Below are 23,081 nucleotides of genomic sequence, written 5' to 3'. Positions count from 1 at the left end.
CTTTTTTATCCGTTCAACGCATGGGCGATGCCGTTTGCCACGGCAATCTCCATGCGTCTCCAGTGCTCGTTTTCCAGCCACTGCGCTGTGCCCATGTTCTCGATTGAGGGCTCAGCGCCAGGCAGCCAGCGGTTTGTCAGGGCCATCAACTGGCCCAGGCCGTCTTCGGTCAGGCGGTCAGCGCGTTCGAGGGCTTTTTTACGATGATCTCGACGTCAGGTGCGTACTCCTCGAGGAGCGCGCCGGCGATCTGCATGGTCGTCACCGGGTTGGCCAGCAACTCACGCAGGCCTGCGCGCTGTTCCTGGTTGACGGTGGTGCTCAGCAGGTTGTGCGACGGCGCGACCTTGTTGGTTGCGGTCATGGCGTTGAAGTACTTGGTCACGTCCTGGGGCGACAGGGTGAAGCTGAATTCTTTTTCGCCGATTTCCAGGGTGATTTCGCGGGATTGGGTCATGGTCTGTTTCTCTGGTTGAGGTTGTTGAAATAGGTGTCGAGGCACTGCTCGAGGCGTTTCTCAAATCGCGCCTCGAGCTTCTCCAGGGCTTTGTCGAACGACTCCATTCGCCCGTTGTGCGTGGCTATCTCGATGCGCAGCTCCAGGTGCTCCCGGCGGGCCGCACTGACCTGTTTGAAAAGGAACACCTGGAAGCCGACCACGCCGGTCAAAACCAGCTCGGTCAGCATCAACAGCACGCTGATAGCCATCGCTGAAAGCTCCATTAACGCCCCCAGTTGCCACGGCCGCCGATGCGCACTGCGGCGAACATCAGCCAGGCCAAGGGCTTGGGCATGCCCTCCTCGAGCAAGGCGTCATAAAAGACCTGGTCAGCTTCGGCCTTGGTGAACTTGGCCGTGCCGTGGGTGTAAATGAAGTCGTGAATCACCGAAGGCCGGCGGGCAAATTCGTCATCACGTGGGATCAGCCACCACACCGGGCGCGGCACGCTGGCCAGGTCGGTGCGGTAGCCCACGTGCACGACCACCGATCGGTTGTCGGCTGTCACGTAGAACAGCGGCCGCGTGAGCTGCCATTGCTTGGTGCCGAACACGGCCTTGACCTCAAGCGAACTTCTAAAGGGCATCGGCGGCGCACCCCACTTGGATGCGGTTTGGCGCGGTATCGGCGGCAATTTGGGCGCGCAGCAACGCGCGCGCCGGCGCCGGGGTCTTGCAGTACGCGGCCACCAGGGTGGAAGCGCTGCGCGCCACCACGGCGTGGGAATCGCTCAGCGCACAGCCCACCAGGGCCACGGCGACGAAAGAGACGGCAATCAACAGGCGGTTCATCTCAGTAGCTCCACAGTGCAGGGCTTGGCAGGCGTCCGCCGATCGGGGCGCGGCCCAGGTGAATAAAGCGGCTATTGCCCTTCTGGCTGATGCCGATTCGGGTAAAGCCCAGGTTCAGCGCCAGGTGCAGGATCTGCACGGCGTCGGCACCACGGATCTGCACGTCGACGGCCAGGCCCATGGCGTGCTCGCCTGGTTCGGCTTTCCTGGCCTCTTCGGGGTGCCGGCGGCAGCGGTACGCGCTGCTGAGTACCATCGGCTTGCCGAACCGCTCGCGCAGCTGCTGCAGGCTGTCCATGAACTCGGGCTGCATCTCGCTGCCGTCACTGCCGCACTTGCCGCATTTACAGCGCAGCTCTTTGGCCGAAAAGTTCGGCCAACGGGTATTGCTCATCGACGTTGTCCTTGTTCAAAGAGGGATTGGCACGGCACACAGCGAGTCATGCCGCCCAGTGCCCGACGCTGCTCGGGGATCGGCTTATCGCAGTCCTCGCAATGGGTCAGGCTCGGCCCGTTCGGACGCGACAGGGCAAGCTGAGCAGTGATCGCCTGGTCACGCTGGCGTTGCTCCAGCTCCTGGGCGCGATCGAACGGGCACACCATCAGCGCAGGCCCTCGATCTCGGCTGCAGCCAGGTACGGCACGCCGTTCACGCGGATAAAGTCCGGACTGGTGACGTCAAACGGCACCTTGTGCTTGGTCTTTTCGCCGCCCTTGGGGTCCACGCTGAGCAGGCTGGAGACCTTCAACTTGCAGCCGAAGGCCTCAATGCGCAGTTCCTCCTGGCCCGCCTGGGCAAAAAACACCACGTCGAAGGGCTCCAGCTGGCGGAAGCTGCCGGCAGTGCGTGCGGCCTCGATCAACAGATTGAAGTTGTTGCTGTCGAACTCGAGTTCACCGCTGGCCGCCACGTCGCCATCGACGTAGCCGTCCGGAACACCCCGGGACTGCGCCACGGCGGTGTTGTCGGTGATATCCAGGGTGCAGCTCTCGACGTGGGCCTGGAGATCCCCCAGGGCAATGTCGAAGTTTTTGCCACCAATACGCGACATGGGTTACTCCGAATCGTCGTTGGAAAGATCCAGGGCGATGTTCGCCGTGAGGTCTTTCGGGCAGTTGAGGGGTTTGATTTTCAGGAACAGCTCGACGCTGGTTTTGCTCTTCCAGGTCAGGACCACGTCGCCGTCCTTGGGCGATTCGATCTCGCCCGGGAACACCTGGCCGGCAAAGGTGGTGGACTTGGCCATGGCGCGCAGGGGCCTCATAAACGCGCTGACAGCGGCGGCCATGCTCGCCGGCGAGGTGTTCAGGCGCCGATCGGCGACACGACGAATCAGCAGCGGCCGGACCTGGCGAGCGGCCTTGTCAGCGAGGCGCAGGTACTCGATCACCTGGTAGTCGCTGGCCGGTGCGTCGAGCATGTTGCCGTCGCCCCAGTACACCCCGGGATAGTCCGGGTAGGTCTGAGGGACCGAATAACGGGCCTTGTCCAGCTCGGCGAGGATGGCGGAAGGCAGCGGGATTCCTTCCTTGTCCACTGGCGTCGGGCCCAGGCCCAGCAACGACCCCGTGGCCACGCGCATTGGGCTGTCAGCGATGCTCACGGCAGCGTTGGCCAGGCGGCCGGCGAGCACGCCCAGGTCGTTGCCATGCAGCTGGGGAACCAGCAGGACGCGCGGCGCCAATACGTCCTTGGTCAGCGCTTTGCGCTCGACCAGGTATTCGTTCCAGGTCTGCTGAACGGTGATACCAGGCGCAGACGCCATCACGAACAGGCGGCGCCCGTAGGTGTTGGCGACGGCCTCGGCCGCGTCATGCATGGCCAGCAGTTCGGCGCCGGTGCTGACCGGTTTGGTCAGCAGCACCGCTTCGACTGAAAAGCCTTGCTGCTGGGCCTTTTCCAGGGCGCCGGTCCAGTCACCGTCGGCAGCGATCGGAGCCGCTACACAGGCCCAGCGGTCGCCGCCGTTCTGGCGTGCGGCCTTGACCTGGGTTTTCAGGTCACTGTCAGGAATGCCCAACTGGGCTTCCAGGTCGCTGTCGGTGTTCAAGGGGATCAACTGGCCGACGTTCTTGGCGCCGGGACCGATGATCAGGAAATAGCGCTCGATCTCGGTCACGGCGCCCTGGCCGAGGTTGAGATTGTTGACGCTGACTTTGCCGAGTGCCATGCAGTGCCTCGTTAGCGGGGTGAATTGAGGATTTGTTCCAGCACCTGGTTCACCAGCAAGCTGGTGTCCCGATCGGTGCTGACGCCCAGGAACTGGCGTTTGGGCAGGGTGATTTCCCAGCTTTGCGCACCGGTGCCTTCGGCTTTTTCATCGGAAAGAATGCGAATCAGCAGGCCCGCCTGTGCGTACCCGACGTGTTCCTGGATCCACGCCACTGCGGGCCGGGTCAGGCTCTTTTTGCCCTTCTGGCGTACCTTGAAGCCCAGCCGGCGCAGCCGCTTGGCCTGTTTGTCGGTCGCGGCCAGGCCTTCGGGAACCTTGTTCCACCGGCGCATCTGGGCAGCGGTACGGCGCTCCGACGTGCCGTTGTGCTGCTGGGCAGCGACCCAACTGGTCAACCCGTTGCGCCAACCCAGGACGGCTTCGTCCGGACTGACCCGGGTCACCTGCAGCAGCTTGCCCAGGCCGGCTTCCATCTTCTTTTTGCCCTTGCTATCGCCCTTGCGCGCTTCAAAGGGTGAGCCATCCAGGTTCTGCTGCTCGCGGATCCGCTTACGGCTCATCGTCCGTATGCGCTTGGTGACGTTGTTCAGCAGGCGCCGGCGCAACTGCGGCGGCAGGCTCAGCAGGGCCAGTTGTTCACGCACGCCCAGGTGGCCCCGAACATCCAGTTCAAAGGTGCTACGCGCCATGGCCGCGCACCTCGCCGTGTTCGGCCGTCCACAGGTCGAAGGCGACCAGGCCCCACTTCTTGCCGAAGGCATCGATCAGGCCATTGGGGTCTTCGGCCAGGTGCTGGGGCTCGATGAACTCCAGGGTCAGTTCCAAGTCGGCTTCGTCCGGGGTGACCTGGTCCACCGCAAAGGTCGGCGCCGGCAGGTCGTCGTCGCGATCGGAATCGTTGGATTCCAGCCAGCCGCCCAGCAGCGCCATCAGCAACGCCGGGTTGCCGGCGAATCGCTCGATCACGAACACGGCGCGGTAACGCATGTCGCCCATGTGCAGGCCTTGGGTGCCTGGTTTCCAAATCAGATCCAGGTTGACCTGCTCGGCCCAGCTGTCGATCTGCTCGGGCAGCACCAGGTTGAGGCCGATCAAGTAAGTGGTCAGGGCGCGGAGCTTGTTCATAGCAGCGCCGCCGTGATGCGGCCACGGCCCTGCAGCGAGCGCACGGCCTGTTGACTGAATGCCAGGAAAGTTTCCGGACGGTCCGGCAGTTCCTTGCCCAGGTTCTCGGCGCTGTCGCGGCGGATGATGGTCACGAACTGGGTCAGCAGGTTGGCTTTTGCGCGGCAGTAGACGGCACGGTGATAGGTCGCAACCTTGAAAGTGCGCTCTGGCAGAAGGCGCGAATCAGCGGTGCTCACACTGTCTATGCCAGCGTCCTGCCATTTGGCTTTGCACTTGGCCAGGTCGGTATTGACCTCGGCCATGGCAGTGGTCAAACCATCGACCAGCGTTTCCACCAGGTACTCCCCAGGAAGGCGATAGGCCTTCTGAAACTGCGACAGCGAGAGGTTCGGCCAGAAGCCGTCGTTCTCGATCTGCAGTTCCACAAAGGTGGTGGGTTTACCCGAAAAGCTCATTGCTGGTCGCTCGAATAGGGCGGGGAAACTGTTTCTCGTAGGGCGGGCCATAAATGGCCGACTCACGTCCACAGTTCCCCGCTGGGGGGGTAGTCGGTTACTCGGTGGCCGGTGGGGCCAGTTGTTTGGCAAGTGCCTTGCGTGCGCCGTCCAGGCGCGTCCCTACGCCGATCTCCTTGTAAAGCTCGGTGGCACGCTCAAAGTGGGTGATTGCCTTCGCCCAGTCCTTGGCCTCAATGGCCAAGATGCCGAGCAACTTGTGGTAGCGAGCCGGGATGCGTTCGAACAGATCCCAGCGGCCATCGACCCAGGTCAGCAGGTTGGAGACGTAAGGCTCAGGGCTGCGGCCGGCTTTGTGTTCGGCCTCGGCCCAGTCGATCAGCTCGTCTGCAACGAAGGTCGGCACGTCGCGGTTGAAGCGCTCCGGCATGGTCTGGCCTTGCTCAATGGCGAAGTTCGCCAGCTCCAGGCCCAGTTCGAACTGGACCGTGTCGAACAACCACACCAGGACCTGCATCACCACCGGGTTGGGGTAGTTCAGTCTGCTGTCGCGGTAGCGCGTCACGTACTCCAGGTACTTGGGTAACAACTCGTCGCGCTTGAGCTTCTGGCGGTCGTCGCGGCTATTGATCGCGCTGATGCGCTCCAGATCACCGGCCAGCGCCGACACCATCAACTGCAGGTGTTTTTGAGCGTTCGCAGGGCTGGCCAGGGCGGTGTCGGGGGAGTAAGCCACCGCCAGTTGAGCGGCGGCTAACTCTGGCCCCAACGCCAAGAGACGGCGCTTGTGCGCCAGGGCCAGGCTCATGGCGCAGGCACCGGCAGCACTACCACGTTTTCGGCAGCTGCGAATTTCTCCAGTTGCTCGATCACGTAGCCCTCGTTGCGGCTGTTGTAATCCTCGGTGCGCGAGCGTTTCGGGTTCTCGACCAACTGGCGGCGCCAGCTGCTGTCCTGAAAGTAGATCGAAAGGTTGTCCCAACTGGTGACCGTGACAGCGTCCACCGGGAAGAACGGGACGATGAAGCTGGGCAGACCGCCATAGGTGGCAATCACCTGGGCGCCTTCAATACGCTCCTTCTCGGTCGGGGTGTCGCCCTGCTTGGAGTACAACTTGCCCTTGTCATGGGCCAGCAGGTCGCTGCCGATGATCGCAATCAGGTCGCCGGCGTCGCGGTGGACCGGGTCGATCATCTGCTTGACGTCATGCACCAAGAGGTCGAGGTTGGCGTAGTCGCCGCCGACACCGAGGGTGATTTTGCCGGCCTCTTTACCTTCCTTGAGCACCTGAGCCGGGATCTGTTCGCGGGCGATCTGCAGCCAGCCCTTATTCACGTCCTGCAGCATTGGAAAGGCTTTCAGGTCGGTTTGCGGCGCCGCGTGGGTGCCGTGCCAGCCGATCATGATGCGGTCCAGGGCAATCTGCCGTTGAACAGCTGCCGCGTAGCGCTCGGCAAAGTCGGGGAACTTCGCCCATGCATCGATCTTGGCGTACGGCAGGCCCACGTCAGACTCGGTCGGGAACAGCTCGTAACCGTGCTTATCCAGGCCGGAAACGTCGCGGGCTTCGCGATCGGTGGTCTTGGTGTTGGTGCGGCTGGTCACCGGGCCAGACACGCCGAGCATGACCTTTTCGCCCTTGACCTCGGATACGCCGATTACGTTGATGCGACCCAGAAAGTCCGATTTCTCGGTGATTTTGTCGTTGAGTTCCTGGGCTACGGACGGTTCAACGCTGAACTGCTGACTGGCGTCGTCGACGCTGTACGCCTCGGCGATCGCCAAGCGCAGCAAGCAGTACTGATTCAAAGCATGATTGGACAGTGCTTTGCTCATGTCAGACCACCCGCTTCTTGGCAGGGCCGGCAGGGCCAGTGGTGCGCGATACCTGACGGGTTTTGACGGTGCTGAAGGCCTTGGTCAGCAGGCTTTCGATGTTGGCCAGGCGTTTGTCGGTATTGCCTCTTCGGGCGAACTCACGATCGGCCTCGGCCTGTTCAACAATGCCGGCGACTGCGGCTTCAACATCGTCGATTGGAGCCTGTTCGGGCTCTTCGATTTCAGACGTGGCGGGCTCGATCACTGCTTGAATGCCGGCAGCAACGAGCAACAGCTGCTCCAGCAATGCCTGCAGCGCCTTGGCTGTAGCTTCATCCATTGGGGGTTTGCTCTCGGTTGGGGTTTGCGGGGTTGCGGGGGTTTCTTCGAGGCCGAAGTGCTTGAACAGGCGCGTGAACATGGCCGCGAGCCGGCCGATCTCACCCTGGGGCTGGGCGTCACGGAACGAACCGATGGCCACCGAAGCGGCGTAATAGGCGGTCTTGTTGGAGCGTTTCGAAAAGTACAGTTCCTGGGTGCCTACGCTTGCGGGTTCGTCGGTGACGCCCAGGCCGGTCAGGTACGCTTTGCCTGTCTTTCGGAAGTTCGGGGTGATCTCGATGCTGGTGAACAGCTTCTGGCCGCGATCATTGAGGTAGAGCAGTTGGTCGTTGGGCTTCAATTGCGCCTCAAGCGCAACCTCACCTGGTTGCAGATCGTCGCCTTCCTCGACCAGACGCACCGCATAGACGGTGCCGTGGGAGCCCGGCCAGCGTTCGTGGTCGCACCAGATCACAGCGGTGTAGAAAGACGGCTTGTAGGTCTCGGCGATGTCGCGCAGATCCTGGGCCAGAATATCCCGACCATCGGCGGTCAGGCCGCTGGTGGCGACGCGTTTCCAGAACGAAACAAGGGAACGGGGCATGGGCGTTAACTGCGCTCAATCGGTTGAATGAGCCGCCACGATAGGGAGCGATTCCGGCCCAAACAAACGGTTCAAATCTGCGGTTCTCCTAGATTCACGATCTAGGAAGAAGGCGGAATTTAACCCCGCGTTTCCCGCGTTTTCGCCGCATAGACTGCGGCCCATGTTCTATTCAGTCGAAGTCAAAGAAGCCGCAAAACGCCTATTTCTGCGCCGCCACAAGGCGAAGGAAATTCAGGCGCAACTCAACCTGCCGAACATCCGGATCGTCTATTACTGGATCCGCCAGGGCGGCTGGGAGGACATGCTCACGGATGAGGAGCCGCTGACCGCCGTCAGCCGCCGTATCACCTTGTTACTTGAAAAGCCGGGCACGCTGACCCCGGGCGAGTTGAACGAGCTGGACCGCCTCACAACGCTTCGCGAGCGCCTGGCTAAGCAATGCCTAAAGCCAGTGCCGACGCCGATCGGTGAGCCGCCTGCAGAGCACCAGGACGGCCGCGATCGGTCGCGTGGTGATCGCCGGGAGCGCGGCGACAAAGGTGGCAAGAAGCGCGAAAAGAAGGTGAAGAACGACGTCAGCGAGCTGACCGAGGTCGACTTTCTCGACAAGTTTATAAGCAAGATGTACGGCTATCAGAAGGAGCTGTTCGCGGCCAAACAGAATCCGCTGACGATGCGGATCCGGAACATTCTCAAAAGCCGCCAGGTGGGTCTGACCTACTACTTCGCCGGCGAGGCGTTCATGGACGCGGTGCTGTCCGGGGACAACCAGGTCTTTCTATCCGCCAGCCGCGCCCAGTCTGAGATTTTCCGTAGCTACATCATCGCCTTTGCCCAGGAGTGGTTCGGTCTGGAGCTGACCGGAAACCCGATAGTGCTCAGCAAGAATGGCAAGCCTTGGGCCGAGCTGCGCTTTCTCAGTACAAACGGGGCAACCGCCCAGGGCTACCACGGCCATGTGTACGTCGACGAATACTTCTGGATCCGCGATTTCGAGAAGCTGAACAACACCGCTAGTGCCATGGGCACCCACTTCAAATGGCGCAAAACCTACTTTTCGACGCCCAGCGCCGTGTCGCACCAGGCTTATCCGTTCTGGACTGGGGAGAAGTTCCGCAACGGCAAGCACCCGGACGCCAAAAAACCATGGCCCAGCGACGACCAGATTGCAGCGGGCGCAACCTGCCCGGATGGGCAGTGGCGCAAGATCATCACCATCCTGGATGCGCTCGCCGGCGGCTGCAATTTGTTCAACCTGGAGCAACTGCAGCTTGAGTATGACGAGGACAAATTTCAGCAGCTGTTCATGTGCAAGTTCATCGACAGCACTCAGAGCGCCTTCGCCCTCAAGGATCTGGAACGCTGTTACTCCGATCAGTCGTTGTGGACCGACTTCGACCCCGACCATGAGCGGCCCTTTGGCAACAGCCCCGTCTGGCTGGGGTATGACCCCAGTCGCACCCGTGACGACGCCACCTGTGTCGTCATCGCGCCGCCATTGGAGCCCGGGGCCAAGTTCCGGATTTTGGAAAAGCACAGCTGGCGTGGGCATTCGTTCACGTACCAGGCGGCCCAGGTCAAGAAGCTCACCGAACGTTTCAACGTTCAACACATCGGCATCGATACCACCGGTATCGGGTACGGCGTGTATGACCTGGTGCGCGACTTCTACCCGCGTGCAACGGCTATTCACTACAGCCTTGAGGCCAAGAACGCGCTGGTGCTCAAAGCCCAGGACACGATCATGGGAAGCCGGATTGAGTGGGACGCGGGCTGGAACGACATAGCCCAGGCGTTCCTGACAATTAAGCGCGGCACCACCAACAGCGGCCAAGTGACCTATAGCGCATCGCGCACCGACGCCACCGGCCACGCCGATGTGGCCTGGGCAATCATGCATGCCCTGGCCCATGAACCCCTCAACACCAACAAGCAGCGGCGCAGTCGCTATGCACTCAGCGGATCAGGTAATGGCCAACACAAAAAAAGAGCACCAGGTAATTCCGGCACGACGGCCCACGCGGGCCTTCTCGTTCGGGGCACCAGAGCAGGTACTGACCGAGAATATCGGGCAGTACCTGGGCGTCTTCGCCAGCGACAACGGACGGATCTACACGCCGCCGGTGTCCCGCCAAGGCCTGGCCAAACTGCTGCGCGCAAACGCTCACCACGGCGCCATTCCAGGGTTCAAGCGAAACCTATTGCTGCGTGAGTTCATCCCGTCGCAGGGTTGTGGGGTCGCCACTGCAGGCCGTGCCTTCCTGGATTTCGTGGTGTTCGGCGAGGCGTATTTACTGCGCCACTCCAACGCCTTCGGGCAGGTGCTGGAGCTGGAGCACCTGCCGGCGATCAACATGCGGGTAAAGGTGGACGGTGGGTTCGTGATGCTGCGCAAAGACGGCAAAGAAGAGGAATTCGACCAGGACGAGATCGAGCACGTCATGAACTACGACGTGGAACAGAACATCTATGGCATCCCCGACTACCTGGGTGGCCTGCAGTCGCTATTGCTCAACGAGGCGGCGACTCTGTTCCGCCGGCGCTATTACAGCAACGGGGCCCACGCGGGCTACATCTTCTATACCAACGACGCGAACCTGTCGGAAGAAGACGAGGACAACCTGCGCGATCAGATCAGCGCCAGTAAGGGCGTGGGCAACTTCAGATCGATGTTCGTGAACATCCCGGGGGGAACAGAGAAGGCAATCCAGATCATCCCCGTGGGCGACTTCCAGGCCAAGGACGAGCTGGAGAAGGTCAAGAACATCACCCGCAACGATGTAATCGCCGCATGGCGTATGAACCCGGCGCTGGCAGGGATCATTCCGGAAAACAGCGGTGGCTTTGGCGATATCGAAAAGATCGATCGGGTTTACACCAGCAACGAGATCAGGCCGATCTGCCAACTGTTCAACCAGCTCAATGACACGCTAAGAGACGATCGGCGTATTGCTTGGAGGGACGCGCCTGACCCTACTGTAACTAGTTGATATGGGCGGCTTTAGAGAAGGTGCCACTACAGATATGGCATAATAGTGCCGAATAAGGAACCCTGGGGAGGGCAGTTGATGCGGGTGTATTGCGCGGAATGTGGCAGTAAAGGGCGGATTGCTTCACGGGATGATCTGTCGAAGAAATTTGCCAAACTCTACTGCCAGTGCGGGGATATCTCGTGTGGTCACACCTGGGTGGCCAATCTCACCTTTTCTCACACCCTGAGCCCTTCAGCGCAGGCGGTTGATCGTTTGTTGTTCGATCGTCTCCGCGACCTGCCCCGTGCTCAGCAACGAGAGTTGTTTGATCAACTCGGTGTATTGCCATCAGTGTGACTGCACACTTTCGAAACAATGGCATTGAACTGGTTAAAACAATCAATCCGGAACTGCGCAAACCCGGCTTGAGCATGTTCGGAAAACTCGGAATTAGAGGGCAGTAACTCTAGGGCAAACGCTACGGAATTTCGGCAATCCTGCAACTCCTCTCGAAATTCTTTCGACGCAACAACTGAACTCATAACTGAAAACTCCATATTCGGCAGGTCTTGATTTGGCGAAGTTTAGATGGTGGCTTTTTAATTCGTCAAGTGTTCTAAGATCTACATTTTTTGAACTGTAAACTGATAGTAAAATAATATTGTACCGATCATTTACAGGCGTGCGGCTCTCTGGTGTAGAACTTGAGGAAGTAATTTTTAGCTTGGTATTTCAGTCTTTACTTCACTAGAAGGCTTTAATTTTGTGATCAATTACAATGAGTTTTGTTGTGGTTTCTCATGCTTAAAGATGTATTCGATTGCTGTTGGATAAATTGAAGGCATAGGCAGTATATATGTTTGATGTGTTGTTATTAGTTGATTTGAACTGAGGTTCTAGAGGGAAAAAAAGGGCGCCGAAGCGCCCTTTATGGATTGGGAGTCTATTTTTTAGTCTCTAAAATTGATTTTTAAAGGGGGAAGAGTCACGACGCCATACTGACGATGGCCCGCGGTATTTTCAAAAGCTGCGACGACCAACCCGGCAGGCAGTGGGATTTGAGCAATGCCGTTCCCAGTGTCGTGGTGGAGGAGGGCAGTGGCTTCGACCAGGTGAAAGTCTGAAGGCAGCTCCAGCTGTTTGCGGGCGTGAGAGTACTGCGCCTCACTTATGGCGATGAATTGTCCGTCGATCAGCATGAGGAGGCCTCCTTTGATTCCAATGCATCAATGCGTTTGAGCAACTGGGTAATGAGTTCGTCCTGCTTAGCTTGGAGTTGTTCCAGGACGAGAGAGCGCTGCAGGCGGATGATGATTTCCCCATTCATGCTGCGATGGTTGATTCGAGCTATGGCCGCGATCTCGGGGCGTAGGCCATCCGGCAGACGCACCACAAATTTATCTTGCTCACGAGAATCGCTCATAAGGCCACCTCGACCAACGCCAAGTCCTCAAAGTCTGGGAGCTGGACATCAGCGGCGACAACGCGGATTCCACACCATCCGAATTCGTCCCCATCAATGCCTCCTCCCCAGCCCTCTGTTTCCTGAAGGGTCCTAGTCGCGCAACGAGCGGGATAATCGTTGCAGCCACTGGAAAAGTTGGCACCGCCGTCTTCGAGCATTTCACAGATCACCTCGAGCCCGGCCAGGTGAACGACACTGCGAATGAGGTCGCCGTCTTCCTCGTCCCCACGATCTTCAGCCCCGGTCCAGTAACTATTGATGAGCCCAGCGCGCTCCGCTGTCAGGCGGTCAAGGTTTACCTCAAGGGTCACCTCATAGCCCTTCCAGGTGTCTTTGACATTGTACCGCTTGATGTTGGTTTGCTCAGACATGGTTTCGCTCCTGCATCTGCTGGATAGGGTTATTGGAAGTGGCGAGAACTTGGGCGACCACGAGCGCTTCAATGTCGGTCAAATCGCCCTGGGCTTGGGCCATGGTTGCCAGTGACTCGAGGCGGATCCGGGCGGCCGCCGTCTTTTGCACCTGGTAGTCGAAAAGTGCAGTCCCAACGATGCGGATGGCCATCAAGTGACGTGCCTTCTGCATGCCTTCGGCCGGTGATGTGATAGCCTTCGAATCGCTGCTGCTTGGGTGCTGTGCTTGCATGGTGTTGCTCCTCTTGTGGTGGTTGGTGTCGAGGAGGTGCGAACTCCTCGACACCGTCTTTATCAGGCTTGCCGCAATTGGCTTGCCGTGAATACAGGGCGCTGCTCACAGCGCACTTCAAACAATCCCAAGTCTTGACCGTCGACCTCCAGCAGGTGAACGACGGTGATGATCGTTGGGGTTTCTTCTGAATGGTCCTGCCAGTGCGCAATGGTCACTATTTCGGCAAGATCTTCGGGTGTGCATAGGTCCACGTAGTAGCTCGGTAATTGCAGACTCCCGTTTAGAGCATTGGCGCTGTATCGAATGTTCATGGACGTCCCCTTTAAGCCTGCTGCACCAGGTGGATCACCAAGTACTCCGGTAACCCTGAATTGATGCCGCGTGCACGTAGGTCGTGCACCGCTTTGATTTGAGCCCTGGTGCAGTCGTCCGCCAGAAAGTGTTTGGCCCCGGCCATAGCCCGGCTGGAGATCTGGTTCAGAAAGAACGGAGTGGTGCAGCTCGCACCGACGATGATCGGTGCGTCGATACCTTGGCTGGCCAGCTCGGTTTGAATCGCCTGTAGCTTGGTGGTTTTGCCTGTGCCCATATGGCCGGTGATGACTTGTAGTTGCATGGTGTTGCCTCTCTCTGGTGCTGACGCGGAATCCCCGCGCAAATAAAAACGTGTGTAGTCCCTTCATACGTCCGGAACATCCGGAACATCTGAAAGCTGAATTGCTGGACCCCTTGATTTACGGGGCCTCCAGCGGTGCGAAAATGTTCCGGTGTCACCGGAACATGCCGGAACACGGGTTTTTGTAAAAATGGCTACAGGCCACGCTATACAAGGGCTGCAGCCATGTTCCGGTGGTCAGTCCCCACTGGAACATTGGCGGAACATGCCGGAACAGATTTTGTTCCGGTGCGTTCCGGCATGTTCCAGCAGTGCCGGAACATTTTTTGTGTTCTAACTACCTGTATTTATTAGGTTTTATATCGATTAAATAGAAATGTTCCGGATGTTCCGGCTGCTCTGTTGGGCTTCGCACAAAAGCAGTCATCAGCCCACGAACACCCCTTTCCCCCCTCGCACCCATACGTTTCAAGCGGCCTCCCCGCGCTTGTGGAAGAACCACAGCCACAGAGAACGCTTCTCCAAACGGGAGCGTGCTTTACGGGTTTCGATGAACTTGTGGGTGGTGCTACTGGCTAGGGCGCGGCGCAGTTGGGTATCCGGAATCACGTCCTGGCCAGCCTTTCTGCAGGCCTGTTGGAAGTGCTCAATGTTGATGCCGATCAGCTCCTTATCGATGCTGTGGTTCAACGTCTCTCGGATCTCTTCTCGCTCGCCATCACCGTCGATGGTCGTCACCACGTCTTCATTCAGGTAGTGATAGATCTGCCAGAACTTGGCGGCGGTGGGGTTCTCCGATCGGCAACGTTGCTGCCTATCGATTGCACGTGCCTCAAGCTGTTTGGCCACGCTCTCGGTATCGCGGTCCGTCCACTGTGAGAACAGGCCTTGTGTGGCGTAAGCAGCGGCCATGATCTGCGCATGGCACTGGACGATTCGCCCCTCAGTAAGCGCACCGACTGACTGAAGACGCTGCTCATAGCGGGGGAAGGCTTCGAAGTATCTGGCCAGCCACTGCTGCTCGTTAGCCAGGCACTTGCGCAAGTACCCGCCCAGCTCTTTTGCTTTCAACACCTTCAAGCGGTCGGCCAGCGGCTTGAGCGCGAGGGAGTGGTGTTCTGTGGTGCAGTGCAGGTGCACGATCCGCGACAAGATTGCCTCCGAACCGTCGACGGTCTCGTTCTGAGAGATGGCCAGGGCGCCACGCCAGATACTCACCCTGGTTTCGTTGCCCGTGGTCTTTGCGCCCGTTACACGAAGCGGGGCGTGGTAGTCGAACAGGGTCTTCACTTCGTCCCAGCCGAACTGAACGGTCACCGTGCGGCCGTTGGCGTCCACATAGGTACGGTCCGATTCAATCAGTACGACCGGCAGGTTGCTCACTTCCGCGAAGGCCCGTGACAGGCCGACCGCACTGGCGCCCGTACCGCTAGGTTTGATGCCTTCCATGTTGTCGCGGCCGATGAGACGCCACAGGAAACGGAGCAGGGTGGACTTACCAGCGCCAGGGTCACCGGTGAGTTCCAGGAACGGGAACGATGCCTGCTCGGTGCCGATCTGTTGAACGAAGAGAGAGGCGGTCCACCAGGCAAGAGAAGTCAATCCGTTCAGGTTGTGCACGGCGAGGAAGTCCGGAAACCACGCCCCGTCGAAGTCGTCGCCGCGTTCGAACCTGGTGTTCACCAAGGAGGTTTTCACGCCTGCCCCTTTCACCTGGATGTAGCCGTGGGTGTTCACCGCCAGCTCGCTGCCGCTGTTGAATCCAAACTTGGGATAGCAGTAGGTGCCGCTCTCTTCGTCGTAGCCCAGGAATGGCAGGCTTCGAACGGTTGGCACAGGTCGCCTCTCGTCGTTCAGCCATTTGTGCTTGAGCATCGCCAGTTCGCGGGCACCACCCTCGAAATTTCCGCCGGGGGTGAAGTCGAGCAGGGCGCGCACGAAGCCGCGAGGCTCGGCGATCGCGCTGGACGGCAGGGGCGCCTGGCAGCTGCGGGTGCGGTCTGGGAACTTGAAGTCGAAGTAGTAGCGTTGTTCCCCGGTAACAATGTCCTTTTCCAGATAGTCCAGGTTGGGAATGCAGTTGGAAATCTGATCGATACGGAGGTTGCTGTAGAAGACCTCCCGATTGCCCTCTACCTTTTCCTCTCCTAGGGCCTTGCTCAGCTCTGCCTGGTTAACGCGCGCAGAGTAGAGCTGATTGCCAAACTCAAGCAGGTAAAAGCCAGAAGGGCGCCGCAGGTACACCAGGTAGGCGAGTTTCCGGGTGCTGCTGGCCGTGAACAGCCGCCCGCGATAGCAGGCCTCGTCCATGAACGCCTTGTCCAGGTGGCCATCGCGGTACACGTCGTCCCAATCGCGCTCGCCGGCGAGCGCTACCCAGGCGATCTCTGACAAGCCGCGCAGCATCTTGAGGTACTTGGGGATGTACTTGTGGCCTGCGCTATCGTCGTCCAGGGCAATCACCCAGGTAACGAGCTTGCCCTTGTTCGCCTCGACGATCTCCCAGGGGAAGTTGACGCAACTTATCGAAGCGATGACCTTGAAGCCTGCAAGATGCAGTGCGATCGCATGGAAGATTCCTTCCACGACGTAAACGGTATCGCTGCGCTCGATGATTTGGCCAGGGGGCATCCAGCCGCTGTTGGTGTAGCTCATACCGCCCTTGATGCCGGCCTTCACACCTTCGTTCGCGGCCACCATGCGCTCGTCGATGATGCGCTCCCAGTGGCCGTTGGAGAGCGAGAAGCGAACAGTGTCGGCCCACTCCTCAGTTTTCATCTTGCGACGGCCCTGGGTGTACCAGCCGGCCAGCTTGGCCACATCGAATCCGCGGTTGCGCTGTAGGTAGGCGTCGGCGGTTGCGTGTGGGTTCTCGTCGGTTTTGGGGAAGCGTTGGCTCAGGTTTTCAAACAGGTAGCTGTAGCGCTCTCGGGTCTTCTCGTCGAACTGGCACTTGCCCTCTCGGCTGCACTTCAGTTGGTAAGGCTTGGCCTTGCTGATGAACAGCTCTCGCTTGCTGCAGCGCGGGCATACACCCTCTGACAGGTACTTCTCGTTCTCTTTCTTGAAGTCCAGGTCACGATCATTCAGCAGCGCGTCGACCACATCGTTTCGATAGATAGCGTCGAAATCCATTCGAGTTCCCATTACTTGTTTACAGCTTTGTTGCTGCGTTGGACGAGCACGCGTTCTGCCTGTTCGGCTGCTTCCATCAGAATGTGCACCATGTTGATAAGCACGGCGGACTTAGAGCCTTCCGCTTTCGGACGGATGATGTAACGGCCCAGATCGATCTCACGGCGGATGGCTGAGTCGGACTGTCCAGAGCGCTTGGCGTATTCGCCGACCGTGACATAGGGCGTGTCGATGGTGATCTGCATTCTGCTAACCTCTGCTGAATATTGGGGATCAAAGTTCCAAGTAGGGAACCATGATGGTTCCAAGATTGGAACCTGTCAAGAGGTGATAAGCAGTGGATCTGCCGGCGAAAATGAAAGCCATACGAGCTAAGGAAGGCCTTACTCAGACCGAGTTCTGCGAATTACTGGAGATCAGTATCAGCAGTTGGAAGAAGTACGATGCGGGGATAACTGAGATGGGGCTTGCTCCGTTTTTGAAGGTCGCAAATCACCCACGCTTAAAGAAATACGCACTGTGGTTGGTCACTGGTGACGTTGCACCAGAGTCTGGTCAGGTGAGTCCGGTTTAAGCATGGCTATCAAGAAACAGGATGACGGGCAGTGGCTTGTCGACTGCCGCCCAGGGGGGAGAGCAGGGCCCCGTATCCGGCGACTGGTGCAGTCGAAGAACGAGGCTATGCACTTGGAACGTCGCATCATGGGCGACGGTTCCCGAGGTGAGTTCGAAAAGGCACCGAAGCTTGATGAGCGCCGGCTAAGCCAGTTGATCGACCTTTGGTTCAAACTACACGGACAAACCCTAAAAACTGGTGAGCAGCGCCTATCCCTGCTGCAGTCCATGGTCCAGCGTATGGGAGATCCCAAGGTCCATAAATTCACGGCCAATCACTTTGCGAACTACCGTGCCGAGAGGGCTGAGGGAAAACACACCAGGACTAGTCTTGGGCGTGGTCGCAGCAAGACGGACGAGAAGCCGAAGCCCATCAGCGCCAATATGCTGAACCATGAGTTGGCCTACTTACGGGCTGTGTTCAATGAGTTGGAGCGTCTGGGTGAGTGGAAAGGGGAAAACCCTCTGGCCAAGATTCGCAAGTTGAAATTTGACGAGGCTGAGATGGCCTATTTGTCGGTCGACCAAATTCCGGAGCTGTTGCAGGCTTTGGCTGCGGAGGATTCGGACGCGGGCCTAATAGCGCAAGTTTGCCTGGCAACTGGCGCAAGGTGGGGAGAAGCCGAAAAGCTGTTGCCGCGCCAGGTACGTAATTGCCTAATTCAATTTAACAAGACGAAATCGAGCAAGAATCGATCTGTTCCAATCAGCGAGGAATTGCAGCGACTGCTCGACTCTTCACTGCCCTTCCGTCACGGTTACAACATCTTCCGTAAGGTGGTGCGTCAGCTTGGTTTGGAGCTGCCTGAGGGGCAGTTGACACACGTACTGCGACATACATTCGCGACGCATTACATGAGGGTGGGAGGCGATATTCTGACTTTGCAGCGAGTCCTTGGACACGCCACTTTGGTCATGACCCAGAAGTATGCCCATTTCAGCCCAGGTCATCTGGCAGACGTGGTGAACCTCAATCCGCTTTCTACGCATTGTGAAGTGAAGCAGGGAGAATCAAATGGAGCAAAGGGATAACTCTACGTCGACAGTACTTGAGCAGAGGAAGGCCGCTTGGGAGAGTGGGGAGTTGCAGCGCGAGCTGATCGGCCAATTGCTGGGCCCACAAGTACTTCTTGAAATCGGTTCAGCAGTTCAACAGGTAGGTGCAGTTGTTAATCAAGTGATGAGGCCGGAGGTGATTGCTTCAATACAATCGGTGCTTCATCAAATCGGAACAGTGCTAACGTCTCCTGAGGTGCTCCAAGGCGTCCGTACCGCTTTGACAGTTGGTAAAGAAGTAGAGCGGATCCTGAAATCTCCACTCGTTGCGTATTTGCTGTCAGATCATGCGCCGGAACTCGGAAAGTTTGTCGAGGGAGCAGGGGAGGCAACTTTATCGCTCAAGGTCACTGGGGATGCGAGGATTCTCAGTCACGGCCAGCTCGAGCTTGAACAGCAGATTGTTAGTCATTTGGTGGGAGGCGAAGACGCCGCCACACTGTCTGACACGCAAAAGAACTATCTGCATGCGATGCTCAATATTCTATTGGTGATCTGCGCTTACCTTGCTACCCAAAACGGAGTTCGCGAAGAGCTTTGCTTTTTACAGCCCAAATTGCTGCCGTCAATGACGTCAAACCAGATAGGGAAGAGTGTTCGGGCTGCTTTGTGTGATTCGCCTATTGAACAGTTCAGTGCGTATCGATCTGTGAAAGGGGTGGGGGTTCGTCTGAGAAGTGCCCCAAAGATGAACGCTTCATTGGTCCAGGTGGTGCTTCCTGACCGTGCTCTATTGGAAGTTCTGGATAGCAGCAACCGTGATTGGTTGTTTGTTGCGGTAATCGGTGAGGAGGGGGTGGAAGGATGGATATCTAGGAAATACACCCATCCGATACACCGCTGACTAAGCCTGTGTGGACGTAATGTGGACGTAGAGAGAAAGTTTAGACCAGGCTTTTAGTGTTGCGAACAGCACAAAGCCGCGCAGTGCGCGGCTTTGAAGGTGGTGGGCCCACACGGACTTGAACCGTGGACCAAAGGATTATGAGTCCTCTGCTCTAACCAACTGAGCTATAGGCCCTCAGTAGGCGGCGGATTATAACGATGGTTTCTCGGCTGTGCTATCCGAAAAATCGGAAACCCGGATCTGCAGGAACGTCGCACAGAACTCCTCGGCATCCAGGGGCAGGCTGACAAGGTAGCCCTGGATCTGTTCGCAGCCTTCCATAGCGAGGAAGGTCTGCTGGTCCTGGTTTTCCACGCCTTCGGCAATGACCGTGAATTGCATGCTGCGCCCCAGGGCGATGATGGCGCGGACAATTGCCACGTCGTGGGGGTCGTCCGGCAGGCCGCGGACAAACGATTGGTCGATCTTGAGAAAGTCCAGTGGCAGGCGCTTGAGATAGCTCAAGGATGAATACCCGGTGCCGAAGTCATCGATGGCCAGTTGCACTCCCAGATGCTTGAGTTGATGCAGCACCTCCAGGGCTTCTTCGGCTTGGCTCATGATGAAGTTCTCGGTGATTTCCAACTGCAGCATTCCAGGCGGCAACTCATAGTTACGCAGCAGTTGTTCGATGCGTCCCAGCAGATTGGGTTGGCGCAACTGCGCACCGGCGAGGTTCACCGACAGTGGGCCGAAGCTTTCGTAGTCCTGGCGCCAGGCGCTGAGTTGCTGGCAGGCCTGCTCCAGCACCCAGTCACCGATCAGCAGGATCATGCCGTTCTCTTCGGCCAGGGGAATGAAGTGCTCTGGAGGTACATCGCCGAAGTTGGGGTGACGCCAGCGGATCAGGGCCTCGGCGCCTACCAGTTCATGGGTGCTGAGACTGATCTTGGGTTGGAAATACAGGAACAGTTCATTGCGTTCGATGGCTCGTCGTAACTCATGCTCCAGGGCCACTCGCTCGCTGGCCTGGGCCGTGAGGTCGCGGGTGTAGTGCTCGACCCGGTTGCGTCCCTTGGCCTTGGAGCGGTACATGGCGGCGTCGGCATTCTTGATCAGGGTGGCGACGTCGCCACCGTCCTCGGGGTACAGGCTGGTGCCGATACTGGCGCTGATGAAGAACTCATGTTCGCCCGCCTGGAATGGTGCGCTAAAGCAGTTCAGCAGCTTGCTGGCGATAGCGTCCGCGTCGCTGGCCTGGTGCAGGCCCGGGAGCAGGATGATGAACTCGTCCCCACCCAGGCGAGCCACGGTATCGATATCCCGCAGTTGCTCCTTGAGGCGCACGGCAATGCCTTTGAGCAGTAGGTCGCCCACCGGGTGGCCGAGGCTATCGTTGATGTGCTTGAAACGATCCAGGTCGAGGAACAGCACGGCACCTTGGCCGCCGCTGTCCTGTTGGCTGTTGAGCGCTGTCAGCAAGCGGCTTTCGAACAGCGTGCGATTGGGCAGGCCGGTCAGTGGATCGTGGTGAGCCTGGTAATCGAGTCGGGCCTGGGCGTGCTTGAGGCTGGAAATGTCGGCAAATACCGCGACGAAATGGGTGATCCCCCGATCCTTGTTGCGCACCGCATTGATGGTCAGCCAGTTGGGGTAGAGCTCGCCGGTCTTGCGGCGGTTGGTGATTTCACCCTGCCAGTGGCCTTCAAGGGTCAACTGGTGCCACATCGCCGCGTAGAAGGCGCTGTCATGCAGGCCGGAGGCTAGCAGGCGCGGGGTGTGACCAAGGCTTTCACTTTCGCTGTAGCCGGTGATTTCGCTGAAGGCGCGATTGACCGCGCTGATGCGCTGCTGGGTATCGGTGATCATCACGCCCTCGGCGGTGCTTTCAAACACCGTGGCGGCCTGCTGCAGTTTTTCCTGCATCAGGTGACGGTCAGTGATGTCCCGGGCAATGGTCAGCATGCAGTCATCGTCGCCAATGGGTAGCGGCCGGCTGGACAGTTCGCAAAGGCGGATCTGACCATCGTTACGGCGGATATGGCAGCTGAAGTCACGGACGAAACCATCGCGCAGCAACAGGTCGAGCATCTGTTTGCGTTCGTTGAGATTGACCCAGATTCCCAGGTCAAGGGTTGAGCGATCCAGTGACATGGCGCTGTTGAAACCGGTGATACGGCTGAAGCCATCGTTGACCTCGATCAGCAGTCCATCCCGCTGCCGGGTCAGCAACAGGCCGTCCGGTGAGGCATGGAATGCCTTGGCGAACTTCTCCTCGGAGGTCTGCAACTGCTGCTGGGTTTCCTTGAGTTGGCTGATGTCGCGCACCACCACCACCAGCGCCGGGGTGGTGTCGAGGTCGAAGGGTTCGGCGGAGATCAGGCCGGTGAAGAGCTGGCCGTTGTGACGGCGGAATGGCATTTCCAGGTTGCGGATGCTGCCGGCCTGCAAACGCTGCAAGAGACTCGGGCCGACACCGTGGATGCCCCAGATGTTCAACTCGGTGGCGGTCTGGCCTATCACTGTCTTGGCGCTCAGGCCGATCTGCTCCTCGAAGGCCTTGTTGACCTCCAGCAGGCAGCCGTCGGACAAGCGTGCAATGACCAGGATGTCCGGGCATTGCCGGAACACTGAAGCGAACTTCTGCTCGGACAGGCGCAGCGCTTCTTCGGTGTGCTTGGCCTCGCTGATGTCGATCATCAGGCCACGCATCACCGGCTCGTGGCCGTGTTCGATCAGGCTGACGATGTCACGCACCCAGAGGCAACGCCCGTCGGCGGTGATCACCCGATAGTCGAGGCTGTGATCACGCCCGGCTTGCACTTCGTGGTCACAGAGCGCCTGGGCGCGGGTCAGGTCGGCGGGGTGAATGATGTTGCGCCAGAACCCGGGGATCAGCCAATGGGACAAGGGATAGCCCAGCAGGGCTTCGGCGTGGGGCGAGACATAGCTGTAGGTGAAATCGCTGATACAGGCTTCCCAGGCGATGGCAGAGAGGCTTTCTACCAGGCCGCGGTAATGGTATTCGCTGCTACGCAGTTCTTGCTCCAGCGCGACTCTGCGGGAAATTTCCGAGCTCAGGCGGCGGTTGATACGGATCACCACCGCCAGCACGGTGACCAGCAGCAGCAAGCCCGGCAGACCGTAAAGCAGTACATCGGACCAGAAGGTTCGATGGTCGAGCACGCTGCCTACCCAATGCTGCTGAATCGCGCTGATTTCATCAGGGCTGAGGTCCGCAAGGACCTTGTCGAGAATACTTACCAGAATCTTGTTGGCCTGGGGCACGCCCATCGCCAGTTGGTAGCGATAGGGGGTTTCGCCGCTGACGTAGAGGCCATCGAGCTTGAGCTGGCGCAGGCTCCAGACACTGGAAGCCAGGTCGCCGACCACGGCGTCCACCTCGTCGGTGGCCAGGGCTTGCAGTGCCGAGCTGACATTGGGCAGGGCCACCAGGTTCAGGTCCGGGTGATGGGTCCGTAGTAGCTCGTGGGGGGCGTAGTTTTCCACCACGGCCACTTTCAGGCCGTACAAGTCCTGGAGGTTATGGGGTTGCGCACCGCCCTCGTGAGCGAGAATCACGATGGGAAAGTCCAGATAGGGACGAGTGAAGGCCATGTAGCTCTGGCGCTCCGGGGTCGACATGATTCCCGGCAGCAGGTCCAGTTTGCCTTGCTTGGCGTCCTCGAGCACGGCGGTCCAACTGGCGGGCTCGACGGGCTTGAGGGTGATTGACAGGCGTTCCTGGATCAGATGGATGTAGTCCGCTGCCAAGCCCTGATAGCGGCCTTCCTCGTCCCGATACTCGAAAGGTGGCCACGAAGCATCAACACCCAGGCGCAGTTCCGGGTGAGTCTTGAGCCAGCTACGTTCTTCGTCGGTGAGAGTCAGTGCGCCAGCCGTTGCGGTCCAGGTAAGCAGCGCCAGCAGGAGCATGGCCGACAGTCTGGGCATA

30 protein-coding genes and 1 tRNA gene are annotated in these 23,081 nt (G+C 58.9%); 6 read left to right on the top strand and 25 right to left on the bottom strand.

Annotated elements, in window-relative coordinates:
- Positions 1–5 precede the first annotated feature (5 nt).
- The 15 genes from GV819_RS33845 to GV819_RS23620 form a co-directional block, all read right to left on the bottom strand.
- Positions 6–146, bottom strand: coding sequence for a DUF6890 family protein (locus GV819_RS33845; protein WP_176707090.1), 141 nt, complete (start codon positions 144–146; stop codon positions 6–8).
- 23 nt (positions 147–169) lie between these two features.
- Positions 170–457 (bottom strand): putative phage tail assembly chaperone, encoded by a 288-nt coding sequence (locus tag GV819_RS23685; protein ID WP_161758469.1) that lies wholly within the window; start codon positions 455–457, stop codon positions 170–172.
- Entirely contained in the window at positions 454–708 is a 255-nt protein-coding gene (locus tag GV819_RS23680; protein WP_256667574.1) for a hypothetical protein, read from the bottom strand. The genes GV819_RS23685 and GV819_RS23680 overlap by 4 nt, the downstream gene beginning before the upstream one ends.
- Before the next feature lie 14 nt (positions 709–722).
- A complete protein-coding gene (locus GV819_RS23675) occupies positions 723–1,085 on the bottom strand; it encodes a DUF1353 domain-containing protein (protein ID WP_161758467.1) in 363 nt (120 codons plus the stop codon).
- The gene (locus GV819_RS23670; protein ID WP_161758466.1) at positions 1,075–1,290 is read right to left on the bottom strand and encodes a hypothetical protein; all 216 of its coding nucleotides are present in this window, start codon (positions 1,288–1,290) and stop codon (positions 1,075–1,077) included. Before GV819_RS23670 ends, GV819_RS23675 begins: the two co-directional genes overlap by 11 nt.
- Position 1,291: 1 nt before the next feature.
- On the bottom strand, positions 1,292–1,684 hold the full coding sequence (locus GV819_RS23665) for a D-Ala-D-Ala carboxypeptidase family metallohydrolase (RefSeq protein ID WP_161758465.1): 393 nt from the start codon (positions 1,682–1,684) through the stop codon (positions 1,292–1,294).
- The gene (locus GV819_RS23660) at positions 1,681–1,893 is read right to left on the bottom strand and encodes a TraR/DksA family transcriptional regulator (protein WP_161758464.1); all 213 of its coding nucleotides are present in this window, start codon (positions 1,891–1,893) and stop codon (positions 1,681–1,683) included. The genes GV819_RS23665 and GV819_RS23660 overlap by 4 nt, the downstream gene beginning before the upstream one ends.
- On the bottom strand, positions 1,893–2,342 hold the full coding sequence (locus GV819_RS23655; protein WP_161758463.1) for a phage protein: 450 nt from the start codon (positions 2,340–2,342) through the stop codon (positions 1,893–1,895). Before GV819_RS23655 ends, GV819_RS23660 begins: the two co-directional genes overlap by 1 nt.
- A gap of 3 nt (positions 2,343–2,345) precedes the next feature.
- Complete coding sequence (locus GV819_RS23650; protein WP_161758462.1) at positions 2,346–3,461, bottom strand: DUF2586 domain-containing protein; 1,116 nt, start codon at positions 3,459–3,461, stop codon at positions 2,346–2,348.
- 11 nt (positions 3,462–3,472) lie between these two features.
- On the bottom strand, positions 3,473–4,153 hold the full coding sequence (locus GV819_RS23645) for a phage virion morphogenesis protein (protein ID WP_161758461.1): 681 nt from the start codon (positions 4,151–4,153) through the stop codon (positions 3,473–3,475).
- Positions 4,143–4,589: a phage tail protein gene (locus GV819_RS23640; RefSeq protein ID WP_161758460.1), complete on the bottom strand. Its 447-nt coding sequence runs from the start codon at positions 4,587–4,589 to the stop codon at positions 4,143–4,145. Before GV819_RS23640 ends, GV819_RS23645 begins: the two co-directional genes overlap by 11 nt.
- Positions 4,586–5,047, bottom strand: a complete 462-nt coding sequence (locus GV819_RS23635; protein ID WP_161758459.1) for a head completion/stabilization protein — start codon at positions 5,045–5,047, stop codon at positions 4,586–4,588. The genes GV819_RS23640 and GV819_RS23635 overlap by 4 nt, the downstream gene beginning before the upstream one ends.
- Before the next feature lie 97 nt (positions 5,048–5,144).
- Complete coding sequence (gene gpM / locus GV819_RS23630; protein ID WP_161758458.1) at positions 5,145–5,855, bottom strand: phage terminase small subunit; 711 nt, start codon at positions 5,853–5,855, stop codon at positions 5,145–5,147.
- A complete protein-coding gene (locus GV819_RS23625; RefSeq protein ID WP_161758457.1) occupies positions 5,852–6,883 on the bottom strand; it encodes a phage major capsid protein, P2 family in 1,032 nt (343 codons plus the stop codon). The genes gpM and GV819_RS23625 overlap by 4 nt, the downstream gene beginning before the upstream one ends.
- Position 6,884: 1 nt before the next feature.
- Positions 6,885–7,790 carry a GPO family capsid scaffolding protein gene (locus tag GV819_RS23620; RefSeq protein ID WP_161758456.1) on the bottom strand — a complete coding sequence of 302 codons (906 nt, stop codon included), beginning with the start codon at positions 7,788–7,790 and terminating at the stop codon, positions 6,885–6,887.
- Positions 7,791–7,953: 163 nt separating this feature from the next.
- On the opposite strand from GV819_RS23620, the gene GV819_RS23615 reads away from it, so the two are divergent.
- From GV819_RS23615 to GV819_RS23605, 3 genes are all read left to right on the top strand, one after another.
- Positions 7,954–10,005, top strand: coding sequence for a terminase large subunit domain-containing protein (locus GV819_RS23615; RefSeq protein WP_161758455.1), 2,052 nt, complete (start codon positions 7,954–7,956; stop codon positions 10,003–10,005).
- The gene (locus GV819_RS23610; RefSeq protein WP_161758454.1) at positions 9,917–10,783 is read left to right on the top strand and encodes a phage portal protein; all 867 of its coding nucleotides are present in this window, start codon (positions 9,917–9,919) and stop codon (positions 10,781–10,783) included. Before GV819_RS23615 ends, GV819_RS23610 begins: the two co-directional genes overlap by 89 nt.
- Positions 10,784–10,861: 78 nt before the next feature.
- Positions 10,862–11,122 carry an ogr/Delta-like zinc finger family protein gene (locus GV819_RS23605; RefSeq protein ID WP_161758453.1) on the top strand — a complete coding sequence of 87 codons (261 nt, stop codon included), beginning with the start codon at positions 10,862–10,864 and terminating at the stop codon, positions 11,120–11,122.
- Positions 11,123–11,715: 593 nt separating this feature from the next.
- On the opposite strand, the gene GV819_RS23600 is transcribed toward GV819_RS23605, so the two are convergent.
- The 8 genes from GV819_RS23600 to GV819_RS23565 all read right to left on the bottom strand — a co-directional run bounded on the left by GV819_RS23600 (position 11,716) and on the right by GV819_RS23565 (position 16,874).
- Positions 11,716–11,964 carry a hypothetical protein gene (locus tag GV819_RS23600; protein ID WP_161758452.1) on the bottom strand — a complete coding sequence of 83 codons (249 nt, stop codon included), beginning with the start codon at positions 11,962–11,964 and terminating at the stop codon, positions 11,716–11,718.
- On the bottom strand, positions 11,958–12,188 hold the full coding sequence (locus GV819_RS33840; RefSeq protein WP_161758451.1) for an Arc family DNA-binding protein: 231 nt from the start codon (positions 12,186–12,188) through the stop codon (positions 11,958–11,960). The genes GV819_RS23600 and GV819_RS33840 overlap by 7 nt, the downstream gene beginning before the upstream one ends.
- The gene (locus GV819_RS23590) at positions 12,185–12,601 is read right to left on the bottom strand and encodes a DUF2528 family protein (protein ID WP_161758450.1); all 417 of its coding nucleotides are present in this window, start codon (positions 12,599–12,601) and stop codon (positions 12,185–12,187) included. The genes GV819_RS33840 and GV819_RS23590 overlap by 4 nt, the downstream gene beginning before the upstream one ends.
- Positions 12,594–12,875: a hypothetical protein gene (locus tag GV819_RS23585; protein WP_161758449.1), complete on the bottom strand. Its 282-nt coding sequence runs from the start codon at positions 12,873–12,875 to the stop codon at positions 12,594–12,596. The genes GV819_RS23590 and GV819_RS23585 overlap by 8 nt, the downstream gene beginning before the upstream one ends.
- Before the next feature lie 62 nt (positions 12,876–12,937).
- A complete protein-coding gene (locus GV819_RS23580; protein WP_161758448.1) occupies positions 12,938–13,189 on the bottom strand; it encodes a hypothetical protein in 252 nt (83 codons plus the stop codon).
- 11 nt (positions 13,190–13,200) lie between these two features.
- Positions 13,201–13,494 (bottom strand): hypothetical protein, encoded by a 294-nt coding sequence (locus GV819_RS23575; RefSeq protein ID WP_161758447.1) that lies wholly within the window; start codon positions 13,492–13,494, stop codon positions 13,201–13,203.
- A gap of 468 nt (positions 13,495–13,962) precedes the next feature.
- Entirely contained in the window at positions 13,963–16,629 is a 2,667-nt protein-coding gene (locus GV819_RS23570; protein ID WP_256667572.1) for a toprim domain-containing protein, read from the bottom strand.
- Positions 16,630–16,640: 11 nt separating this feature from the next.
- Positions 16,641–16,874, bottom strand: coding sequence for a hypothetical protein (locus tag GV819_RS23565; RefSeq protein WP_161758445.1), 234 nt, complete (start codon positions 16,872–16,874; stop codon positions 16,641–16,643).
- Between the two features lie 92 nt (positions 16,875–16,966).
- Between GV819_RS23565 and GV819_RS23560 the strand changes: the two genes are divergently transcribed.
- Genes GV819_RS23560 through GV819_RS23550 form a run of 3 tightly spaced genes read left to right on the top strand, consistent with a single transcriptional unit; the run spans position 16,967 to position 19,144 of the window.
- A complete protein-coding gene (locus tag GV819_RS23560) occupies positions 16,967–17,203 on the top strand; it encodes a helix-turn-helix domain-containing protein (RefSeq protein ID WP_161758444.1) in 237 nt (78 codons plus the stop codon).
- Between the two features lie 2 nt (positions 17,204–17,205).
- On the top strand, positions 17,206–18,276 hold the full coding sequence (locus GV819_RS23555) for a phage integrase (protein WP_161758443.1): 1,071 nt from the start codon (positions 17,206–17,208) through the stop codon (positions 18,274–18,276).
- Positions 18,260–19,144 (top strand): SH3 domain-containing protein, encoded by an 885-nt coding sequence (locus GV819_RS23550; protein WP_161758442.1) that lies wholly within the window; start codon positions 18,260–18,262, stop codon positions 19,142–19,144. The genes GV819_RS23555 and GV819_RS23550 overlap by 17 nt, the downstream gene beginning before the upstream one ends.
- Positions 19,145–19,244: 100 nt before the next feature.
- On the opposite strand, the gene GV819_RS23545 is transcribed toward GV819_RS23550, so the two are convergent.
- Together GV819_RS23545 and GV819_RS23540 are read right to left on the bottom strand one after the other, a co-directional pair.
- Positions 19,245–19,321 (bottom strand) — tRNA-Ile (locus tag GV819_RS23545).
- Between the two features lie 15 nt (positions 19,322–19,336).
- The gene (locus GV819_RS23540; protein WP_161758441.1) at positions 19,337–23,080 is read right to left on the bottom strand and encodes a bifunctional diguanylate cyclase/phosphodiesterase; all 3,744 of its coding nucleotides are present in this window, start codon (positions 23,078–23,080) and stop codon (positions 19,337–19,339) included.
- Position 23,081 lies beyond the last annotated feature (1 nt).

Origin of the sequence: Pseudomonas sp. Fl5BN2, from assembly GCF_009908205.1 — a bacterium.
GTDB lineage: Bacteria > Pseudomonadota > Gammaproteobacteria > Pseudomonadales > Pseudomonadaceae > Aquipseudomonas.
The sequence above is the reverse complement of the archived record's forward strand: the minus strand, read 5'-3'. Positions and strand labels throughout refer to the sequence as shown.